Source organism: Cyanobacterium sp. uoEpiScrs1, assembly GCF_947331815.1.
GTDB lineage: Bacteria > Cyanobacteriota > Cyanobacteriia > Cyanobacteriales > Microcystaceae > Rippkaea.
Window position 1 is genome coordinate 20,827 of record NZ_OX373462.1, and the last position, 21,967, is coordinate 42,793.

At 30.4% G+C, this 21,967-nt stretch carries 13 protein-coding genes and 1 pseudogene; 7 read left to right on the top strand and 7 right to left on the bottom strand.

All coding sequences use genetic code 11. The features are described 5' to 3' along the window. Positions 1-881 precede the first annotated feature (881 nt). Positions 882-2,474, top strand: a complete 1,593-nt coding sequence (cimA, locus tag OXU93_RS00070; RefSeq protein ID WP_267383806.1) for a citramalate synthase — start codon at positions 882-884, stop codon at positions 2,472-2,474. 941 nt (positions 2,475-3,415) lie between these two features. Here the strand turns inward: cimA and recN are convergent. Then, entirely contained in the window at positions 3,416-5,176 is a 1,761-nt protein-coding gene (gene recN / locus OXU93_RS00075) for a DNA repair protein RecN (RefSeq protein ID WP_267383807.1), read from the bottom strand. A 1,095-nt stretch (positions 5,177-6,271) separates the two neighbouring features. On the opposite strand from recN, the gene OXU93_RS00080 reads away from it, so the two are divergent. Next, positions 6,272-7,015, top strand: a complete 744-nt coding sequence (locus OXU93_RS00080; RefSeq protein ID WP_267383808.1) for a biotin/lipoate A/B protein ligase family protein — start codon at positions 6,272-6,274, stop codon at positions 7,013-7,015. Positions 7,016-7,718: 703 nt separating this feature from the next. On the opposite strand, the gene OXU93_RS00085 is transcribed toward OXU93_RS00080, so the two are convergent. Beyond that, the gene (locus OXU93_RS00085; protein ID WP_267384879.1) at positions 7,719-7,907 is read right to left on the bottom strand and encodes a hypothetical protein; all 189 of its coding nucleotides are present in this window, start codon (positions 7,905-7,907) and stop codon (positions 7,719-7,721) included. 963 nt (positions 7,908-8,870) lie between these two features. Here OXU93_RS00085 and OXU93_RS00090 point away from each other — a divergent pair. The 4 genes from OXU93_RS00090 (at position 8,871) to OXU93_RS00105 (ending at position 13,846) form a co-directional block, all read left to right on the top strand. Continuing rightward, entirely contained in the window at positions 8,871-9,404 is a 534-nt protein-coding gene (locus tag OXU93_RS00090) for a Fur family transcriptional regulator (RefSeq protein WP_267383809.1), read from the top strand. A gap of 804 nt (positions 9,405-10,208) precedes the next feature. Further along, positions 10,209-11,771, top strand: a complete 1,563-nt coding sequence (locus OXU93_RS00095; RefSeq protein WP_267383810.1) for a glycine betaine ABC transporter substrate-binding protein — start codon at positions 10,209-10,211, stop codon at positions 11,769-11,771. 1,084 nt (positions 11,772-12,855) lie between these two features. Further along, a complete protein-coding gene (locus OXU93_RS00100; RefSeq protein WP_267383811.1) occupies positions 12,856-13,524 on the top strand; it encodes a glutathione S-transferase family protein in 669 nt (222 codons plus the stop codon). Between the two features lie 13 nt (positions 13,525-13,537). Beyond that, the gene (locus OXU93_RS00105) at positions 13,538-13,846 is read left to right on the top strand and encodes a hypothetical protein (RefSeq protein ID WP_267383812.1); all 309 of its coding nucleotides are present in this window, start codon (positions 13,538-13,540) and stop codon (positions 13,844-13,846) included. Between the two features lie 1,009 nt (positions 13,847-14,855). Here OXU93_RS00105 and OXU93_RS00110 read toward each other — a convergent pair. From OXU93_RS00110 to murC, 3 genes are all read right to left on the bottom strand, one after another. Continuing rightward, positions 14,856-15,200, bottom strand: coding sequence for a YbaB/EbfC family nucleoid-associated protein (locus OXU93_RS00110; protein WP_267383813.1), 345 nt, complete (start codon positions 15,198-15,200; stop codon positions 14,856-14,858). 96 nt (positions 15,201-15,296) lie between these two features. Further along, entirely contained in the window at positions 15,297-16,223 is a 927-nt protein-coding gene (gene murB / locus OXU93_RS00115) for a UDP-N-acetylmuramate dehydrogenase (RefSeq protein ID WP_267383815.1), read from the bottom strand. 141 nt (positions 16,224-16,364) lie between these two features. Next, a complete protein-coding gene (gene murC / locus OXU93_RS00120) occupies positions 16,365-17,792 on the bottom strand; it encodes a UDP-N-acetylmuramate--L-alanine ligase (RefSeq protein WP_416378797.1) in 1,428 nt (475 codons plus the stop codon). A gap of 384 nt (positions 17,793-18,176) precedes the next feature. Between murC and gap the strand changes: the two are divergent. Next, positions 18,177-19,192, top strand: a pseudogene (gap, locus tag OXU93_RS00125) (type I glyceraldehyde-3-phosphate dehydrogenase). 635 nt (positions 19,193-19,827) lie between these two features. On the opposite strand, the gene OXU93_RS00130 reads toward gap, so the two are convergent. Then, positions 19,828-20,508: a TIGR04283 family arsenosugar biosynthesis glycosyltransferase gene (locus OXU93_RS00130; RefSeq protein ID WP_267383817.1), complete on the bottom strand. Its 681-nt coding sequence runs from the start codon at positions 20,506-20,508 to the stop codon at positions 19,828-19,830. Positions 20,509-20,574: 66 nt separating this feature from the next. Further along, positions 20,575-21,315 carry a hypothetical protein gene (locus OXU93_RS00135; protein WP_267383818.1) on the bottom strand — a complete coding sequence of 247 codons (741 nt, stop codon included), beginning with the start codon at positions 21,313-21,315 and terminating at the stop codon, positions 20,575-20,577. Positions 21,316-21,967: the final 652 nt, after the last annotated feature.

The window sequence follows — 21,967 nt, forward strand, 5'->3', positions numbered from 1 at the left end:
ATTATTAAAATTACAATATAAGAGTTAATTTAAATATTTCCATTGAAACGGTTCATAACCCACCCTTACGACCTGGGGTCTATGCCTTAGTTTTATTTGGTTGATGTAGTTAACGTAGTTAACATCTCAGCAGGTGAGTCTATCCTCAACTTAACTGTAAAGGAAATAATCCGCTAGAAAGGTTCCGGCTAAAATAAGGGAAAGAGATATAATCTCCATATGGGTTCTCCTGCTTGAAACTAGACAATAAAAAATAAGAACGAAAGACTTTTATTCGGTGCCATGACCTATCAGTGCTGTTAGATCTCAAGCAGCCCTCACGATAACCAGTTTATAGGTCTAACTGTTTTTACACTTCCCCCAGATAGATCACCCATTTGGGTTAAATTATTAACCCCAGTGAATTTAATTAAACTCATCACCTTAGCTCGTGAGAATCTGTTTTTTTAATATATACAAAATAATCAGCAATATTAGTGCGATTATATAACGTTAACAACTTATGGACCGCTAATAACCCTAATTATAGAAATATCTATAGATCATATGAATGGCAATGTTATTTATCCAAAAAGGCACGAGTTAAATAGTTACATGCAATTCTGAATATAGAGAAACCTGTATCCTACAGTTATGTTATGTATCTGGATAAATATCAATTTAATTTTGATCTTTTCATTGATTAATGACCGAACCTCAACTTTTGGCTTATCATTGTAGGGCGAGGTGTTATGTAGTCCAAAAAACACAGCTGGGGTTATTTTAATATTGTGATCACAGACAAGCTCTTTGTCTTAAACTGTGATGGGTAAAACTAATTTCATTAATTCTGATTTGTTTGAAGTCGATAGATATTTATGGGTAGTAATAATTGTATAGGTATGGCTAATCAGGTTTTGCTTTACGATACCACCCTAAGAGATGGGGCGCAACGGGAAGGAATTGCTTTGTCTTTAGAGGACAAGCTAAAAATTGCCCACCAACTTGATGAGCTAGGAATTCCTTTTATTGAGGGGGGGTGGCCAGGGGCTAATCCAAAGGATGTCCAATTTTTTTGGAAGTTACAGGAAGACCCTCTTACTCAAGCCGAAATCGTTGCTTTTTGTTCGACTCGTCGTCCATACATTCCCTCTGATCGTGATCAGATGCTACAGATGATTTTAGCAGCTGGTACTCGTTGGGTAACTATCTTTGGCAAGTCTTGGGACCTTCATGTTACAGAAGGATTGAAGACTACTCTGGAAGAAAATATAGCAATGATAAAAGATACGATTGAGTATCTTCGCAGTCAGGGAAGAAAAATAATTTATGATGCAGAACATTGGTTTGATGGCTATACACGAAATCCTGATTATGCTTTACAAACCTTGAAGACTGCTAAAAATGCAGGGGCTGCCTGGTTAGTTTTATGTGATACCAACGGTGGAACCTTACCTCAGGAGGTTAGCCAGATTATTAAAAAAGTAGCACAGGAGTTGGATATAGATCCTGATGGAGATACTTTCCCTAAATTAGGTATTCACACTCATAATGACTCGGGAACTGCTGTAGCAAATGGATTAGCTGGAGTGGTAGAAGGAGTAAGAATGATTCATGGGACAATTAATGGATATGGAGAAAGGTGCGGTAATGCTAATTTGTGTACCTTGATTCCCAATTTGCAGTTTAAGATGGGATATTCTTGTTTGACGGATACCCAATTAACGCAGTTAAGCCAAACTAGCCGTTTAATTAGTGAAATTGCAAACTTAGCTCCGGATGATCATGCTCCTTTTGTAGGACGTTCTGCTTTTGCCCATAAAGGAGGAGTTCATGTTTCAGCTGTCCAGAAAAATCCTCTGACTTATGAGCATATTCAACCTGAAAAAGTAGGAAATAAACGACGTATTGTTATTTCAGACCAGTCAGGATTAAGTAATGTTTTATCAAAAGCAAAAGCTTTTGGAATTAAGTTAAAAAAAGAAGATATTGCTTGTCGTGACATTTTAGAACAGATAAAAAGGTTAGAACATGAAGGATATCAATTTGAAGCAGCTGAATCCAGTTTTGAACTTTTAATGCGTCAAGTATTAGGACAACGAAAAACTATGTTTCTACTTAAAGGATTTCAAGTCCATTGTGAAATGTTACAAGGAAAAGAAACGCCTTATAGTAATGCTTTAGCAACTGTTAAAGTTACAGTTAATGGGGAAGATAGATTAGAAGTAGCTGAAGGGAATGGTCCCGTTGCTGCCTTAGATAGTGCTTTACGCAAAGCTTTAGGAAACTTCTATCCAAAAATTGCAAAGTTTTACTTGACAGATTATAAAGTTAGAATTTTGGATGGCGAATCAGGAACATCTTCTAAAACAAGAGTTTTGGTTGAATCAAGTAATGGCAAAGAACGTTGGACTACTGTTGGGGTTTCTCCTAATATTTTAGAAGCCTCCTATGAGGCAGTTACCGAAGGAATTGAGTACGGTCTGCTTTTATAAAAGTCTATAGAAGAAACAGTAAAAATATAAAGTTTGATTAATTGTATGATTTATTCTTGGATTTTTATATAAAAAATTTTAGGATTCGGTGTATCTGTTTTTATTTAACTATAGTTTTATCACTCTAGACCAGTCCTAAAAATTTTATCTTTGCAGTATTACAAAATAATTATTTTGAAAACTTAAAAACATATCTATATTATTACGTTTTGCTTGTTTTATTAACTTAAATCTTTACGCTAAACGACATATAACATCTATTTTTTTATATAGATAAGTTAAGTACTGATTTTTAAGAAGAAGGTTTATTTTAAAACTACAAAAATTATCTCTACATAATAATTTTTGTAATTAAGTGATAAGATTATAAATTTTATTTACTTTTTACGGTATATTTAATTTAAAAATATAAAACATAATTTTTTATAGTTAAAATGAAATTATTTATAACAACTAACTTAAATAGATTAACTAATATTTTTTATTTTTAAAATCAATTACAATTCTTCTTAAGAAAGAGAAAAAACTAAAATATATATTGATAAATCACTTCAAGCATGTATTTTTACATATAAACAAAGTTGTTTTTAAAAATAAATAATTTATTGTCCAACAATAAATATAGTATAAAAAATAAATGAGTAAATAATAAGAGTATTGCAAATTTTTTTTATTTATACAATATAATACTTTCAAAACAAATTTAACTAGTTAACTGGAGCTTGTAATGTAATTAGAATATGATGTTCATCACTTCGCATGCTTTTATCTTTTTTAAAAAAATTAATGTTAACTAACACAATACGAATTGTAAAGATATAAATAATGTCTCTAAGGTCATTGGTATCTAAACACATCTAATTTTTTGTCTTTACTATTCCCTATTCTCTACTCTTAATTATTAGCTTTAATAAAATTATTTAAGTAATATCAAGGCTAGTTTAATCATTTTTTATACGATATGCATCTGCATCAACTAACAATGATTGAGCAAACTCAATCGCTTCTTGTTCTGAATGCCCTACTGTTAATTGAGCTAATTCTTCTTGTCTTGTCTGTCGATTATCTAAACTAGTAACTCGAATAACTGTCCTTATTTCTGGTAAACGTGGCTGTTCATTTTTTGATGTTTCAGTCTTAGAATATTCTTCTATAATTTGTTTAGTAACTCGAAAATGATTATCCGCCATTGCAGCTACTAAAGGTTGATGAGTTACACATAAAACTTTATATTTGCGGCTAAGTTTATGTAATTTTTTACCAATTGCCTGAGCAACTTTTCCTGAAACTCCTGTATCAATTTCATCAAAAATTAAGGTTTGGGGTCTATTTTCTGATTTAGCAAAACAGGTTTTTAAAGCCAATAATAAACGGCTCATTTCTCCACCTGACGCTGTACTAGAAAGAGGTTTTATTTTTTCTCCCTGGTTAGGACTAAAATGAAATACAATTTCATCACTTCCCGTTATTGTTGGTGAACAAGGTGTAATCTGGCAAAGAAAAATAACCTTATCCATTGCCAGTGGTTTTAATTCTTTGACTAATTGTTTTTCTAATTTTATAGCCGCTTCCTGACGTAACTCCGTTAACGTCTTACAAGTTCTATTAAGAGTTTCTCTAGCCGCTAGAGTACGTTGTTCTAACTGTTCAATAGACTGTTGATTTTCAATCAATTCTCCTAGTTCTTGCTTCAATTTGTGATAATAATTAATCACTTCTGCTAAAGAAGGTCCATATTTACGACAAATACGCTTTAATACATTAATCCTTTCTTCTATTCCCATTAATCTTTCGGGGTCAGCTTCCAATTTATCTCCATAGCCATTAATTTGCTGTCCTGCTTCTACTACTTGAGTGAAAGCGGATCTAACCATTTCTAAAATCGGCTCTATTTCCCCATCATATTCTGCTATCTTCGTCACCATGTTTTCAACATCTCCCAGTTGATCAGCGATTGAGGGTTCCCCAGTATCATTTTGATAGAGTAGTTGATAGGTCTGGTAACTTAACTGTTCTAACTCTCCTACGTGGGAAAGACGCTCACTTTCTTGATTAAGTTGTTCAAGTTCATTGTAATTAACTAATTTAGCTTCTTCTAATTCTTTTAGTTGATATTTAAGCATATCAAGATATTGTAGTCTTTCTTTCTCTGATTTACGATATTTATCAAGTACTTTATCCGCTAATTTCCATTTTTTATAATTTGACTCTACTAATTCCCGCTGTTTAAGGAGATTGATTCCTCCATACAAATCTAGTAATTCTCGTTGTCGGATAGAGTCCATCAGTTGAATAGTTTGTCCTTGGGCAGTAATCTCCACAAGGCGATCACGCAGTTTTCTCATGAGTTGTAAGTTCACTACTACTCCATTGATTCGTGAGCGAGATCGTATTGTTTCCCCTGTAAGGGTTAGCTCTCTATAGCATAATAAAGTTTCGTCTTCTAACGGTTCAATTTCTTGTTCTTTTAACCACGTTCGTAATGTATTGTTCATTTCAAAAGTTGCTTCAATAGAAGCTTTTTGCATTCCCTGACGAATTAAACAATGATTAATTTTTCCACCTAAAACAATATCAATAGCATCAAGGATAATAGATTTACCCGATCCAGTTTCTCCTGTAAGGACATTTAATCCTCGACCGAATTCTAAAGTGAGCTGGTCTACCAAAGTAAAGTTTCTAATTTGTAATAGAGAGAGCATTGAATAACCTTAACTTATCAATACTAAATACTTTTGTTTATCTTAACTCAAGGTTAATATTTTAAATATAAAGAATTGAATTTTATGACAAAAATTTTGCCTTAGTCTTTTTACTTCAATTGTCTTATTTTATTAGTAATAAATTTAAATTTTAAAAATATAATATTTTGTTTAAGATATTATATTTTTTTATGTACATAAGTCTTTTGTTTTCAAAATATATTCAAGGCAGTACATTTAAATAATTTGCTATTAATTTAATTTTTTGTTTAACAATCCTTAAAAAGCTAATAACAAAGTTAATAACTATATCTATGTAGATGGACAGAAAAATATTTTCATGCAATATAAATAATTATTAAATGTTTAATGCGATTTAATATTTACATATTATAGAAATTGTTTTTATGTTTAGTTTTGTAAAGCTAATTAAATAGTTATGTAATTGGGCTTTACTATAGCTAATAGATATCAATCGTATCAAATATATTTGCTGTATACAACAAAAGTTAATAATTTTAAAAAATACAAAAAATATAATTCGTGCAATTTGGATTAATAGCTATAAGTTTAGAACTATACAGGACTGTATACAAATTGACTATTTTTTGATATATAAGTAAAAAGTTATAGTAAGTTCAATACTTATGAAGTAGTTATGGAAACCATTAAATTTTTACTTATCAAAATATTATATTAGGTTTGTGGCTAGTGTATGCTAGTATAGGAGTTAACAAACTAGCCTTTTAATCTTTTTCATTATCAATGTTATCTTAATATACTTCAATTACTTAATAATCATAACCTGCTTCATCTTAGAGTCATACCTTTTCTAGCTAGAACATTTTTTGAGATGATTATTAATAAGTATTCTTCATTACTTTTTAAATTAGCTGCTTTTTAATTGTAAAGTAAAAATTTTTAGTGATTTATTAAATAATATTTTCAATTGTACTTATACAATCTAATAGAAAAATATGTTTTTATTAGATTAGCAGTTGAAATTATATTATGAATACTGCGATTAATATATTCTCATTCTATATAAAAATATTAGCGGTATTTTATAATTTTTATGAGGTAACTAAATTAATTATGAAATGGCGTTTGATTCCTCCTCTTGAATCATCAGGAATAATTCAAATGGCTATTGATAATTGGCTATTTATTCAACACGAAAGGGGGCAACATCCTCCCACACTACGCTTTTACACTTGGTCATCACCTACAATTTCTATCGGTCGTTTGCAAAAACAATGGCCTTTATCTTGGCATAATTTGACATGGGAAAAACGTCCTATAGAATTAGTGCGTCGTTCTACAGGAGGACGAGCAGTTCTTCATCAAGGAGATTTAACTTACGGGATAGTGGCCCCTATTGATAATAGGAAAACTTTAGAAATTTATCAACAAATTTGTCAATTTTTAATCAAAGGATGGTCATATTTTGGAATTGAGTTAAATTACGGAACAGCTAAACGTGGTTATATTCATAATCCTAGCTGTTTTAATATAGCTACTGTTTCTGACTTAATTACGTCTGATGGAAGTAAACTTATTGGAAGTGCACAACTAAGGGGAAAGCAGTCTATACTGCAACATGGATCTATGGTTTTATCAACTAATAAGACGTTATTCCAAACTATTTTTAATCAAACTGCACCTTGGGGTCTAGGACTTCTTGAACAATTACCTAAAAATTGTTGTTTAGAAACTATTATTGATATTCTAATTGAAACTGCAAAACAGTGTTTTGATATAGATTTTATTTTTCAACCTCTGTCCTCAGAAGAATGGCAGGATGTAATTAAGTTATCAGACAGCTTGAAAGTACAGTAAATTTAATTTTATTGTTAACTTTTATATCTTAATTAGCTTTACTTTAAATATTTAAAATAAGGATAAATATCAAATATTCAAGACTATATTAGTAAATAAATTATCAAATATTTAATTATTAAAAAATAATCTGTATTATCTCTTCAATTCATTTGAAATAGTTCCTCTGGCTAACCTATATGTCAGTTAAAGAAACTTTAAACCAACAATAATTATAAGTTCATGAACTATTTTTAGGTAAGCTTATGTTTGTTATTAATTGTTCTATGTTTTATCTAAAAATCTTATATTTTAGTATTTTTAAAGTTGAATAAAGAATTTTTTGAGAGATAATCTAGAATATCTTATTATTTTTTCTCTTATATTTTAGTAAGTGGTTTTTGTTTCGATACTTTTTTTTCTATTCCAGGCTTATCTAAGCTCATGTAACTATCAAAGTTACTGTCACTATCAAGAATAACCAGTATTAGAACAAAAAATTCTAAGAGTGGTTAATTTCATTCCTAATTAGATTAAAACCTAAAAAAATCTAAATAAATAACTCGTTAATTTTTGACTAGTTGATGATACATTAAAAGCAGATACAGAACCTGAATCTAAATCTAAATCTAAATCTAAATAGATAAATAGTTTTTTCTATCTCTAAAAAAGACTCTTTCACCTATCCTTAGTCTAATTTGTAACTGGCTTTTGTCTACCAAATTTAGTGATTTGTTTTGTATTTTTCCGAAAAAGTGAGTTCAAATTCATCAACTAACTCATCGAGTTCTTCAATAGCCTGCCTGATATCAACACTCAAAAACCCTAAATCTGGCTTGTTAAGAAGTTGGACTAAAAACTCTCGCTCACCCTCGATAGCTTTAATTTTTTCCCGAATAGTATTTTGATCCATTTGCATTTATTTGGTGTACACTTTTCATTCTAGCATAATTAACTATGTTTTTCCATATAAGTACATTAAATTTCTCCGTTCTACAAAAAGAAAATATTCCATTGGAATTAACCAGATAGTTAATTAATATAGTTTCCATATTTCGTCCCTTTGTTTTTCAACATAAAGATAATCACATTATATATATAATGTGATTATCTTATAAATTTTTCTCTGCATTTAAGTTTAATAATTATTAGTTTATAGCTTATAGCTTAGAGAATATTAGTATCAATTTAGACTGTTTTTATAGTACTTATATTTCTTGTTATGCAACTTTAGTTAAAGGTTATATTTTAATGGTATTTTTTTAGATCAAGACCTCATAACTATGAATATCTAATTACTTTTATTAAAAGCTAATAATAAAAAATAAATTTATAAATAACTATTTATAACTAACTATTAGTCGATCTTAAGCGTGAGGCAAATTCATTTAAAATAAAAAATAATATAATTTTATTCTTAGCTTTAATCCAAATAAAAAACGCAATACCTGACAGTTAAATCACCATATTTCTTGTCTATAAATACTTAAACATAAAGATGTATAATAATTGTTTATTTGATAAATTTATTAAATAAACAGAGATTAGAATTTAAATTAGTAATTAATATTAAAGTTATTTTGTTACATATACAAACTGCTTAAAACTTTCTCTCTTTAGAAAAAAAATTAAGCAAACACAAAGTTGCTATTTTGTAAGTCCAAGAATAAAGTTGAAATTTAAAATTCAACAATCCTTACTTGATAAATATAAATTTTATATTTGTATTTTTTGTTAAACACAATTTAAATTTAAAAAGTTTAACTGTTCCATTGAGAATATAATCTTAGTGATATTTTTAAGGGAATCATTGCTAATTAGAGTTAGAAAAGATTATGATTATGAATTAGAGAACATTATTTAAGAGTAATTTATTATGCATCCCTACACTTCTATATCTCTGAAAGCTGAGTTAAACGCAAGAGGTTGGCGTTTAACTCCCCAACGAGAAAAGATTCTTAATATCTTCCAGAATCTTCCCAAGGGCAATCATTTAAGTGCAGAAGAACTCTACGAACTCCTTGAAAAAAGAAAAGAAGAGATTAGTCTATCAACAATTTATCGTAGTATTAAGTTAATGTCTCGTATGGGAATTTTGCGAGAGTTAGAACTAGCCGAAGGTCATAAACACTATGAATTAAACTATCCTTCTCCTAATTATCATCATCATATGGTATGCATCCAGTGTAATAAAACTATCGAATTTAACGATAAGTCCATCCTGAGACATAGTTTAAAACAATGTGAACAACAAGGATTTCAACTAATAGACTGTCAACTGACAGTAATGACTGTTTGTCCCGAAGCAATTCGCATGGGGTGGCCGTCTTCTCTACCAAGTAATTGGGCTTGTACTCACACTGTTCCTAATAGTCGAGATCTGAGTTGTATCAATGAAAAATCGAAATAAAAATGTGATATTTAGTTTGTATATCGCTAGTGTAAATTTAAATTTTAGTAATACTTAAATTGAGATATTTTCAAGTAAATAAATTTTTATACTGATATATATTTTACTAAATTCAATATAATTCTTACAGCTATACATAAATAAACAAAGTTAGTTGCTCAAAAAATATTGATGAAGTTTGGAGTAAAGATCGTTAAGAAATAATTAACTACACCAATAATATTATCAGAAAAATATATCTATCTACACTATAAATACAACTCAACAGTTTATCCAAATAATTACAGACAAAAAACTTATTATCAATAATAAATAATTTATAAAAATACTGTATCTGAAATAAAAAATACTATATGGTGTTTGTAAAACTAAATCGATAGAAAGTAAAATTTAACTTGGTATATAACAGACCGCCATTTTCTAAAATTTTTATCAACTCAAATCAGGTTTTTGTAAAAAATCGAACTAAAAATCAAGAATGTTAAAATTAGATGATTTAAATAAAAAATGTTTATTACTATCGAGAAGATGTAAAATGTTATATAGATAATTAAATTAACTATTATCTAATATTGACAACAGTTAGTTCAATTATAGAAGAATAGAAGGTATTAATAATATATTTAAATAAGCTAAAATAACAATTTGTATAACTAAAACAATATCAGTTTTTAACTTGAAGAAATTTTTATCTGGATTTTAATTAACTAATTCGATACTATCGGGTGTGGTATCAACTTATTTTTTTGTTATTTTCTTCTTCTCATTAACCCTAAATTGTGTCCAACTACCGATCTATTTACAATGACTAATTTTTCTTTTACTTCCTTTAGTCCAGAACTTCTCCAGCGAATTGGAGAACACTTAATTTTAGTTTTCACTGCTATGAACATAGCAATTTTTATAGGTATTCCTCTCGGTATTTTGAGTACCCGATACCATAAACTAGCAAATTGTATTTTTTTTATTGTCAACGCTATTCAGACAATCCCTAGTTTAGCTATGTTCGGGTTTTTAATTACTGTTCCCGTGATAGGAGGAATTGGCAGAAAACCAGCTATCATTGCCTTAATTCTCTATGCTTTACTACCTATTGTTCGAAATACTTATCTTGGAATAATACAAGTTGATAAAGGAATAACAGAAGCAGGAAAAGCAATGGGGATGACAGGTCAACAAATATTATTTTTGATTGAAATCCCGCTTGCTGTGAGTATGATCTCAACAGGAGTTAGAGTTTCTGTGGTAATTTGTGTGGGAGTTGCCACTATTGCTGCGGCTATTGGAGGAGGAGGATTAGGAGTTTTTATTTTTCGAGGAATTTCAACAATTAATAATCAATTGATTTTATTAGGAGCAATTCCAGCAACTATAATTGCTTTAGTGGCTGACTGGGGAATTAGTTTATTAGAAAAATCTATGACTCAGTATAAAAAATTTCGTTCTAAATCTAAAAAAAATATTTTAACTATATGTACCATCATAATGGTAATTACATTAAGTTTATTGGGGATAATCAATAAACATTTATTTTTAGGAAATCAGGGAAGTAACACAATCGTTATTGGCGCAAAAAATTTCACAGAAAGTCTTATCCTAGGAGAATTTTTAGCTCAAAATATAGAAAAAACAACTAATCTTAAAGTGGAACGTAGATTTAATTTAGGAGGAACTTTTATATGCCATGAAGCAGTAAAAAACAGAAAAATTGACGGCTATGTTGAATATAGTGGAACTGCTTTTACAGCAATTCTTGCTCAAAAACCGATTAGTGATTCTCAAAAAGTTTATCAACAAGTTAAAGCAGCTTACAATGACAAATTTAACTTAGAAGTTATGCCATCTTTAGGATTTAAAAATACCTATGCTGTTTTAATTCGTCAACAAGATGCAGAAAAATATAATATAAGAACTATCTCAGAAGTTAGTAAATATACTCCTCAATGGCAAGCAGGTTTTGACCATGAATTTTTAGCAAGAGAAGATGGTTATCTAGGATTAGCTAAGACTTATAACTTAAATTTTCATCTTCCTCCTAACGTTATGGATCTAGGATTAATATATCGCGTTTTAGCTAATAAAAAAGTGGATCTAGTCGCTGGCAACTCAACTGATGGCTCAATTCCTATTTTAAAATTAACTATGTTAGAAGATGATAAAAATTATTTTCCTCCTTATGAAGCAATTCCTGTTTTTAACAAAGAAACTCTTCAACAATATCCTCAAATAAAAACAGTAGTTCAGCAACTAGCTGGAAAAATTTCTACATCAGCAATGCAGCAATTAAATTATCAAGTAGATTATAGTAGGAAGTCAGTTACTGAAGTAGTAAATAACTTTTTGATTAAAAATAAGTTAGATTCTTAATCTAGTTCTTTAATAATTTAAGTTATACTTACATCTATCGTTTAATACCAAAGTCTTACACACTTTGTTTATAGATTATTTCAGCATTTTCAAATCACTTATTGTTTTAACTACTACCAAATATATTTACTTTAGTAAAAAGTGTGTTTATTAGTCTTGGTATAATAATAATTAATTTAGGGTTATTCTATAGTATTTGTTACAATTTAATTTAAATGTTTTTTAAAATTATTTAAATTAAATTTTTGTTTTTATTGGATATAGACAATTTTTGACATTATTTAAATTTAAGCTATAGAACACCTCTAAAAATAATAATTACTTGTCTAAAGCTAATCTATATTATCAACATATCTGTTTATTAGCTATTAATATTGTAGTTGCCATTTATATGGATTCTTTTAAATCATTAATAAATAAAAAATATATCCTTTTAAAAAAAATAAAGAGAGTAAAGTTTTATGAAATTATTAATGTAAATAAATTATGAATTACCTATAAATTTTAAAAAAATTATCGCATTTTAATACGATTAAAATAAATTTATTAATTATTAATACAGGAAATACAAGTAATATAATTATATATCACATCAAGAATATTGTTTTTTCTTTTAAGTATTTAACTTCTGGAAACATTATTTTAAAACTGACAAAACAATAAAGTATTTATTAGAGTAAATATTTACTCTAATAAATAATATTTTACTACTCTATAGTTCTTTATTCCCCGTCTTTAATTTATAAAATAAAATTTTGTATATGTATAAAATTTTTAATGCTTTAGGGATAAATAATAGGGTATTTAAAAATAGATTGTTTCTGATTTTCAATTACAACTGCATTATCTTAAGTAGTGCAACGTATTATAAACAACAGTTTATAAACAACAGTTTTTTAAACTATGTTATAATGAAGTTTCCAAAATTAAAGTAACTTTAACTATAAAAGTGAAAGCTAAAATTAAAATAATTGTAGTTAATCTTTCTGAGATATTTAATTACCTTGATAGCACTTATTTTTTGCAAAATCAAGTTTTTGTATGGGTTTAATTCTTATATTTAAAATTTGTTACTAATCTATCTATGTTATTGTTACAATTCAGTACCTCTCATTATTGCCGTAAAGTACGATTAGCCTTGGGATACAAAAAAATTCCTTATCAAGTTAAGAACTTAACGCCGGGGTTACATCTCCTGAAGTTAAGATCCCTTACAGGATTAACAACAGTTCCTGTACTATTACCCCAAAAAATGGGAGAACCTCAAGTAGTTGCTGACTCAACTCAGATTTCTCAATACTTAGAAACCTATCAAAAAGATCCTCCATTAATGTTAACTGATACTACTGAACAAAACCAAGCTTTATTATTAGAAGATTGGTTGGATGAAAGTATTGGAACTGCCACTCGTTTTATTTATTATAATTTTCGCGCAGGAAAAGGTAAATCGATTGATGATTCCTTATTTAGTCAAATGCTAATTAATATTGTCCGTCGTCAATACAATATTACCCCTGCTACAGTAAAGTTAGCCTCAAAACGCTTAAACAATGCTATAAATGTGTTATCTTATTGGCGATATCGACCCTATTTAGTGGGAGAGCAATTAAGTATTGCTGATTTAGCAGCATCAGCTTTGTTAAGTCCTTTAGGGTTAATTCCTGAGTATCGTCGTAATTATTCTTGGTTATTTAACAAAATAATTGAAATTCATAAAATATGTGGAGAAAAGTTACCAGCAGGGTTAAGTTAACTTAAAAGTTGCTATGAATCATCATTTATTAAAATGGTCAGTTTTAATCAAAATCCTTGGACTAATATTTAGGTTAAATTTAGCATTTGCTTTACCTCCTCCTGAAGATATACCTGAAGAAATTTTGCGAACAGAGATTATAACTGAAGGAAGATCACCTATTGATGGAAAACCTTTGACTGCTGGAGAGTATGCTGAGATTAAAGCAAAATTAGCTGAAAGTACTTACTATTTTGAACTTAATTCAAAATTAGAGCATATTATATTTTTATTGAAGGTAAGAAAAATGTTAAAAACCTTTTTTCCATTAGAATTTTTTTAAAAGGTTTTACGGTATGAATATCATGAACATTAATAAGTTGACGAAATTTTTGATTTGATGTGCACCATACATTATAGCGATCCCATAGTCTTTTTCTCAAAAATAATATGATCTTTTGCAAGAACTCGTATTATATCAGCATGGGAAGATAAAGCTTATCTACTATACTAATTTTTAGGTATTAAAGTCTTGTTAAATTATGAATATTTCTTGTTTGGTTTGCTATTTCTTCTGACTTTTCTCCCTTTTAATAGGCTACTCTTATTCTGATGCTAGCTTATAAATAGTTAAATAGGCTTGAGAGCGGTTACTAAAGTTTTTTGTAAATACTATAACCATCAGTAATATGTTTGTTAACTTCTCAAGTAAGAACTGTGAAAAACAGTTTTTACTTGAGAAGTTACTTTTTATAGAAATAATTGTAACCAAAATTATTTTTGTAGGTTGGTATCCGGAATCTTGGCACGCGATAAGTATGCGTATAAATAAACGATTTGACTGAGTATTTTACTTTTAAGTCTAGATTAGTGACAATATAGCGTTTATTTTTTTGAAAAAATTCAATACTTTACCTATTATCCATTGACTTCCTTTAACTTATATTTGTTTATTGATTGACTTACTTCTATCAAATAGTTAACTTTGTTGGTAAGGTTTCAAGTTAGCTTAAATAATTATCGTGTTTACACAAAAGTAATAATTCTCAATATTGATAATAGAATTATAAAAAAATATATAACTAAATATTAAAGTTAATAAAAAAAATTACGATAAATTGGCTTCTTATCTTATAGTTGTTCTTAACTTAGTTTTATACTTTAGTAATTTTCATAATACCTTACTTTAATTTTAAGTTTCATTCCATATTCTGAGATGGATAGTAATTAGCTAAACAGTGTATTGTATGCTGTTTAGCTACTTCCAAGTAAAATCCAATAAACAAAAGCAATCACTATTAGAAAATAGAGATTGCTCAGATAGATTTATATAAACTATTGGCTATGAAGAATCACATTCCTGGAAGGTTCAAACCACTTGTGAGTTTTTCCATCTTAGTCCGCATTGTCTCAGCAGACTTAGCATAAGCATCCTTCATTGCCTCAGTAACTAATTGAGAAAGGCTCTCGGCTCCCTTCTCCATGGCATCTGGGGTAATTTCAACACAAAGAGGTTCCTGGTTGCCACTCATGATAACTTTAACCAATTCTCCCCCACAAGCTCCCTCGATCTCCATTTCTTCCAATTGCTTTTGAAGTTCTTGCGCTCCAGCCTGAACTTGTTGTGCTTTTTGGAATGCTTCTTGTAATTCTTTGATTTTACCTAATCCAAATCCAAATCCTTGTCCTTTTGTCATATTTTTTAAGAGTATTGATTCTAATGATAATGAGCTAGAGCCTAATGGAGAACTCCATTAGTTAATCTTAGTATCCCTGTGATATTTTCGATAGCCTTAGGAGGCGGAAAACTCACCTAATATTTTGACTTCTGGTTCAAGTAATAAGGACCAACGGGCTTCTACTTGTTCTTGAGCATGATAAATCAGACGAAAAATATCCTGCGCTTTAGCCTGACCACAGTTAAGAATAAAATTAGCATGACGATGAGAAATTTCTGCATTACCAATACGATATCCTTTTAAACCTAATTGTTCAATTAACCACCCTGCAGCATAAGAAGTTGGATTACGAAACACACTTCCACAACTAGGTTTATCATAGGGCTGAGAGTTTTTGCGTTGTTGGAGATTGTGTTGAGTAGTTGCCATGACGTCTTTACGACTGAATCCTGTCTCTAATTGAAAGGTGGCTTCTAAAACAAGTTTTTTAGCTCCTTGTAAAGAAGAGGTACGATAACTATAATTTAGGTCTTTTGAAGTTAAGGTTTCTACCGTGCCATCAGGAGATACTACCATTGCGCTAACTAAACAATCAGCAGCACACTTACGATGGGCTCCCGCATTCATTACTACAGCTCCTCCTACAGTCCCCGGAATACCTACCGCCCATTCTAAGCCACGCCAACCCCGTTTAGCAGCTTGCCAAGCAATCTTAGCAATAGGATCCCCGGTCGCTACGGTAATACGTCCTGTCTCCGGTTCAAAATTACGATAACGTAAATAGCGGGTGCTTAGCACCAAGCCATCGATTCCTTGATCGCTAATCAAAAGATTAGAACCTGCCCCCAATAGCATCAGAGGAATATCCTGCTTTTGAAACCATTCAAAGGTTGCTTGTAGAGCATCCCAAGTACGAGGAGCGACATACCATTGGGCTTCACCTCCTACACGATAGGAAGTTTGATTAGCTAGAGAGAAATTAGGAAAAATATGACAATCGGTAGCTGACAGTTGGATTGGAGAATATAGAGCTGTAATCATTAGTTTGCTAATTTAATGGGAGGTCAATTGAGAACGGTGAAGTAAAAATTATTTAAATTGTTTCCAAATACAAAGCCTAAAAAATGAAGTCAATACTAAATTTCACAAGAAACTCGAACCCTTAAGTATTGATGGGGTATTTTAAAAGGCGGCAATTACACGGGGAATAATTTGATTAAGATTGCCTGCGCCTAAAAACAGGACTAAATCCCCAGTCCGCAAAAGCTTAGGAAGAGATTCAATTAAAGCTTCTAAAGAAGGTTGATAAATTACCTCAGAATGATGACGTTTTACCTCATTTGCCAAGTCTTGACCTGTAATATTAGCAATATTAGCTTCCCCTGCACTATAAATGTCGGTTAAGACAATAAAATCTGCATCTTGAAAAGCAGTAGTAAATTCTTCTAAAAATGTAGCGGTACGACTATAACGATGAGGCTGAAAAATAGCAACCAGACGAGAGTTTTGTTCAACTTTAGAACGAGCGGCTGAGAGGGTAGCTCGGATTTCGCTAGGATGATGAGCATAATCATCAATAAACGTAATACCATGAGTTTGCCCCCTGTATTCAAAACGCCGTTTTGTTCCGCTAAAGGTGGCTAATGCCTCAGCAATTCTCTCAAACTCTAACCCTAATTTACGTCCTACAGCTAAAGCAGCTAAAGCATTACTAACATTATGCTTGCCCGGAATGGACAAGCATACTTGTCCTAAAAACTGTCCTCTTTCCCAAACTTCAAATGTTGTGTTCTTAACACTATAAGTAATTTCCTTAACTATGTAATCTGCTTTTTGATGAGGATCGAGACTATAGGTAATAGTGGGGTTTAGCTGTGTCCTTACAGTCTCACAGTCAATACAGCCTATTAATGTTTCACATTGAATTTCGAAAGTTTGGAAAGTTTTGATTACGTCTTCTAAACTTTTGTAGTGATCAGGATGATCAAGTTCAATATTGGTAACAATCCCGATGCTGGGGAAATGTTTTACCAAGGAGCCATCAGATTCATCGGCTTCAGCTACTAAGTATTCTCCATAACCAAAGTGAGCGTTACCATTCCAAGCATCTACTTCTCCTCCAATTATAATGGTTGGATCGAGTCCTGCTTTAAGCAGCACGTAACCTAAAAGACTACTGGTAGTGGTTTTACCATGAGTTCCAGCAACCGCGATACTCTTATAATCTTTGATTAAGGCAGCTAAAACATCAGAACGATGAAAAATTGGACACCCTTTTTTCTGGGCAGCTTGATATTCCGAATTATCTTTAGCAATCGCTGTTGAAAATATAACTTGAGGTAACTGTTTGGTTAAAGTTCTTTTTGTCCTCAACTCGCGATCATGTTCATTTTGATTGATCAAAGGTATTGTCGAATTATTGACTGAGGGTGGAACAAGTTCAGTAACCTGTTCATTGCCAGAATGGAAGAATTCTAAGTTAGTTGCTTCTTGACAACTGAAAATATGTGTCCCAACTTCTTGCAATTTTTTTGTAATATGACTTGATCGTAAATCGGAACCAGATACGGGAATCTGACGCTTAGCTAAAACATAAGCTAAAGCCGACATTCCTATACCGCCTATTCCGATGAAATGGAAAGGCCGTCCACTAAAATCAACCGTTTTCACCGTTACATCTCCTGACACACCGCACGATTACGGCAAAACGTCGTTGCTTATTAATTACGGGCTATGATATCAAAAACTGTCCACTTGGTCATTAATTATGATATATGGTGCCGTTTTTTAAAATTAAAGTAGCTAAGAAGGATTTAAAACTAAATTTAGTTTAGATCTTACTATTATTGTCTGAAAGCTTCTTACTCATAGTTAAATTTGTCTAGTTTAAAAAACTTCAATTTAGGTATCGATTTTCTTGGGTTTTGGGGTATGATTAGGTTCATTAATAAACATTTAATATGTTGATATTAAAGCGCAGAAAAAAATACAGTAATTAAAGTAGCTATTAACTGGTTTGGACGTATTGGACGTAACTTTCTGCGGTGCTGGTTAGAACGGGGAAATAGTCAGATAGAATTGGTTGGAATTAATGATATCTCTGATCTTAAAACCAATACCCATTTACTCAAATACGGTTCTATATTAGGTAAATGGGATGCAGATGTTCAATCTGACAAAAACTCCCTTATTGTTGACGGAAAAATCCTTAAATGTGTTTCTGAAAGCAGTCCTCTAAATTTACCTTGGACTGAATGGAAAGTCGATTTGATTATCGAATCTACTGGAGTCTTTATTACCGAAGAAAGTACTTCTAAACACTTGGTGTCAGGAGCTAAAAAAGTCTTGATAACTACTCCTGCTAGGGCTGGTAATGTAGGGACATATGTAGTTGGGATTAATCATAAGGACTATGATCATGATAAACATAATGTGATCAGTAACTCTAGCTGTACCACCAACTGTTTAGCGCCTGTGATAAAAGTCATTAATGATAATTTTGGCATCGTAAAAGGAACTATGACCGCTATCCACAGTTATATGGGAGATCAACGCATTCTTGACGCCAGTCACCGTGATTTACGTCGGGCACGAGCTGCTGCCGTTAATATTATTCCTACGTCCACAGGGGCTGCTAAGGAAATTGCTTTGGTCATTCCTGAGCTAAAAGGTAAGCTTAACGGAATCGCAATGCGTGTTCCTACTCCTAACGTTTCTGTTGTGGACTTAGTCGTACAAGTTAAAAAAAACTATTGCCGAACAGGTAAATGACGTATTAAGAGAAGCTGCTCAGAGTTATATGAAGGATATTATTTCATACAATGATCTACCCTTAGTTTCTTCTGACTATCGAGGAACTAACTATTCTTCTGTCGTCGATTCTAGTTTAACTATGTATGGTAATAGGTGGCGACATAGTAAAAATTGTTGCTTGGTATGACAATGAGTGGATTTACTCTCAACGGGTTTTAGATTTAGCTCAAATTGTTGCTTTAAACTGGAAAAGTTGATTATAGTTAGGCATAAACTAAGGACGTTAAAATTTGTTATTATAGTGCGAGAGAAAGGGAACTATTTGTAGTTTAGAGCACTTTGATCAATAGACGACAAGAATAAAAGTAATCTTTTTAATTTATTAAAACATTAAAATAAAATATAGAATAGTACTATAAACACGTATCAAATATATACAAACAACTTGTTTAAAACAATAAATTTTTATACTTCATGTTATGAATAACATAGTATTTAACTTATTAATCTATAAGTCATATTTATAATAGACAAAACCTATTTTTATTCCGAATTGTTAATATTTTCTCATAAATATTGAACTTTACAAGTGGAATAGCATAGTATTAAATTCTTTGAATACTAATTTCATAAATAAGATAAAAAATTACTTATATCTTAAACTTTTGCTATTGAATCTAACCTTAAATATTTTTTATCTTATTTATAAGATTTTTGTTTGATTTTGAAGAACTAATACTTATAAGACAACAATATTTAGTTTCTTTGTAATTATAATAAATAACAACTATATTATTTTTTGTAAAAAGTTTTTATTCTCCGGTAGTTTCTTTTTAGCAAAATTAATTATTGACAAAAAATTAATTTTGTATATATGTATCTTGTGTACACATCATTTTCCTCGATACCATTGTGCTAATTTTTTTGAAGAAACGCCTAAATAGTATCCTAGAATGATTAGCTGATTAATAAGTGTTGTTTTAACCACTCCTAATTTTTGCCAGCGACGGCCGGAAGTAATAACTTTAGCTGATAAGATAATAATCTTACCCTGTTTATTTAGTCTTTTTATAAAATTAAAATCTTCCATGATAGGTAAGTTAGTAAAGCCTCCCATTTCTCGAAATACTGAGGACCTAACAAAGATTCCTTGATCACCATAAGGAATTGAAAAAAGTTTTGATCGCCAGTTGACTAAAATCTCGATTAAACGAATTGAAAACATAGGAAGATTAATTTTTAATTTAAAGGCTCCTCCAACTATTTTTGAGTCTAAAAAACTGTTAATTATCAGCTCCCTATATCCTTGGGGCAGTAACGTATCTGCATGAAGAAATAAAAGAACACTTCCTGTAGCGAATAATGCTCCCTTATTCATTTGCAATGCTCGGCTAGCTTGAGTAGATATTATTAGTTTTACTCCCATAGTGCGTGCTAATTGAACAGTATTATCTTGACTTCCTCCGTCGACTACAATCACTTCAATAGTATTGTCTTTTTGTAAATTTTTTAGTGTATTTACAATTACAGTTTCTTCATTTAAGACAGGGATTATAATGCTAATTTTGATCATTTAAAAAAATAAAATAATGACTACTTCATATATAAAACTTTATATTATTTACAAATTAGGTAGTTTTTACTTCAGATTAATGGTTGTGTCTTTTCCTAAATTAGGCAATTGTTGCCACTCATTATACTTTGCTAATCCTTCTAAAATTTCTCGACGGATTAATGATTCTGTTTCTTGAGTTAACATTAGATTAAAATAATCTTTAAGTCTATGATGATAGTGATGCTCAAAGCACTGTTTGTACAAAAAATCTACCAGACTTCTAACAGCAATTAATCGTTTAAGAGGATCAGTGTTTGTTAAATCTAACACCAATTGATTAAGTTTATTTTCATCGTTCTTCGCCCGAACTTGGATAGCCTGCCATAGGAACAATCCAAGACTAAATATAGTTCCTATCCCCTGTATAATGAATCCTATAGCTAACCAATAATTCTCGGTAGTAGCCCAGATAGATGCAGCAATATAAACTACTATAGCCCCTAAACCTCCAGCACTAACTGCCAATATTAACTTGCCAGATAACCCGCTGAGAATTTCACGATAATATAACCATCGACTGTGCAAATTGCCTTCCTGAATTTGATATATTAAGACCATTAAAATGACACCAGTAATGGTAGCCAGTACTAGTTTCCAATCCCAAGCAACCATAAAGGTTACACCAGTCGATCCTATTAACCATAATCCTCTTTTTCGCCATCTTTTTTGTCTCATAATAGTCATCATTGAAATACTGAAATGTTTCAATGATGAAGGTGAGAGAAGATATTGAAGTTGTCTATACTGAAATGAAACCTGTGTCACCGAGATAGCCTAACGAAAAATTGTTCTGATGTTTACTATATCGTTATTGGTCAAGTTTTGTCTGACACTTTAAGTATTTTACACTAGCTGTTCCAATATTTTTCAAGGAGCATTTTACAAATAACTTATATTTAACAGAACTGATTTAGTTTTAACACTTTAGTACAAATAAATAGAATTACAAAATAAATTTATTAGTTACAATGGTTATATTATGCTTTTTGAGTGGTGCTATTCTTATCTATTATTTTAATGTATAAACTATAACCTACGTAATAAAGTCATAGATAAATATTCAGTAAATACTCTTGTTAGTTTATCAACATAAATAATTCTTGTCACTATAGATGAGATTCTAACTTTTAATAAAAATATCAATTTTGTATATTAGATATATCTTTTAGTATTTAACTAGATTTTGTTCAATAAGTCACTTTATTATACTGATATAATATTAAGAATCAACCAACAATATAGAATGTCAATATTTTATATATTAAATGACCAGGTAATTGACAGTAAAATACTGTACTATCTCTAATTAAGTAGATGTAAAAATAAAAACATATAAATATTAAAAATATAAAGAAATACCACAAATAGAATTGAATAAATGAATGTAAAATTCATTTATTCAATTCTATTTGTCAAC

Excerpts from the sequence above, each read along its gene's own strand:
- cimA (WP_267383806.1), top strand. The coding sequence starts at position 882 with ATGGCTAATCAGGTTTTGCTTTACGATACCACCCTAAGAGATGGGGCG.
- recN (WP_267383807.1), bottom strand. The coding sequence starts at position 5,176 with ATGCTCTCTCTATTACAAATTAGAAACTTTACTTTGGTAGACCAGCTC.
- OXU93_RS00080 (WP_267383808.1), top strand. The coding sequence starts at position 6,272 with ATGAAATGGCGTTTGATTCCTCCTCTTGAATCATCAGGAATAATTCAA.
- OXU93_RS00085 (WP_267384879.1), bottom strand. The coding sequence starts at position 7,907 with ATGGATCAAAATACTATTCGGGAAAAAATTAAAGCTATCGAGGGTGAG.
- OXU93_RS00090 (WP_267383809.1), top strand. The coding sequence starts at position 8,871 with ATGCATCCCTACACTTCTATATCTCTGAAAGCTGAGTTAAACGCAAGA.
- OXU93_RS00095 (WP_267383810.1), top strand. The coding sequence starts at position 10,209 with ATGACTAATTTTTCTTTTACTTCCTTTAGTCCAGAACTTCTCCAGCGA.
- OXU93_RS00100 (WP_267383811.1), top strand. The coding sequence starts at position 12,856 with ATGTTATTGTTACAATTCAGTACCTCTCATTATTGCCGTAAAGTACGA.
- OXU93_RS00105 (WP_267383812.1), top strand. The coding sequence starts at position 13,538 with ATGAATCATCATTTATTAAAATGGTCAGTTTTAATCAAAATCCTTGGA.
- OXU93_RS00110 (WP_267383813.1), bottom strand. The coding sequence starts at position 15,200 with ATGACAAAAGGACAAGGATTTGGATTTGGATTAGGTAAAATCAAAGAA.
- murB (WP_267383815.1), bottom strand. The coding sequence starts at position 16,223 with ATGATTACAGCTCTATATTCTCCAATCCAACTGTCAGCTACCGATTGT.
- murC (WP_416378797.1), bottom strand. The coding sequence starts at position 17,792 with ATGTCGGCTTTAGCTTATGTTTTAGCTAAGCGTCAGATTCCCGTATCT.
- OXU93_RS00130 (WP_267383817.1), bottom strand. The coding sequence starts at position 20,508 with ATGATCAAAATTAGCATTATAATCCCTGTCTTAAATGAAGAAACTGTA.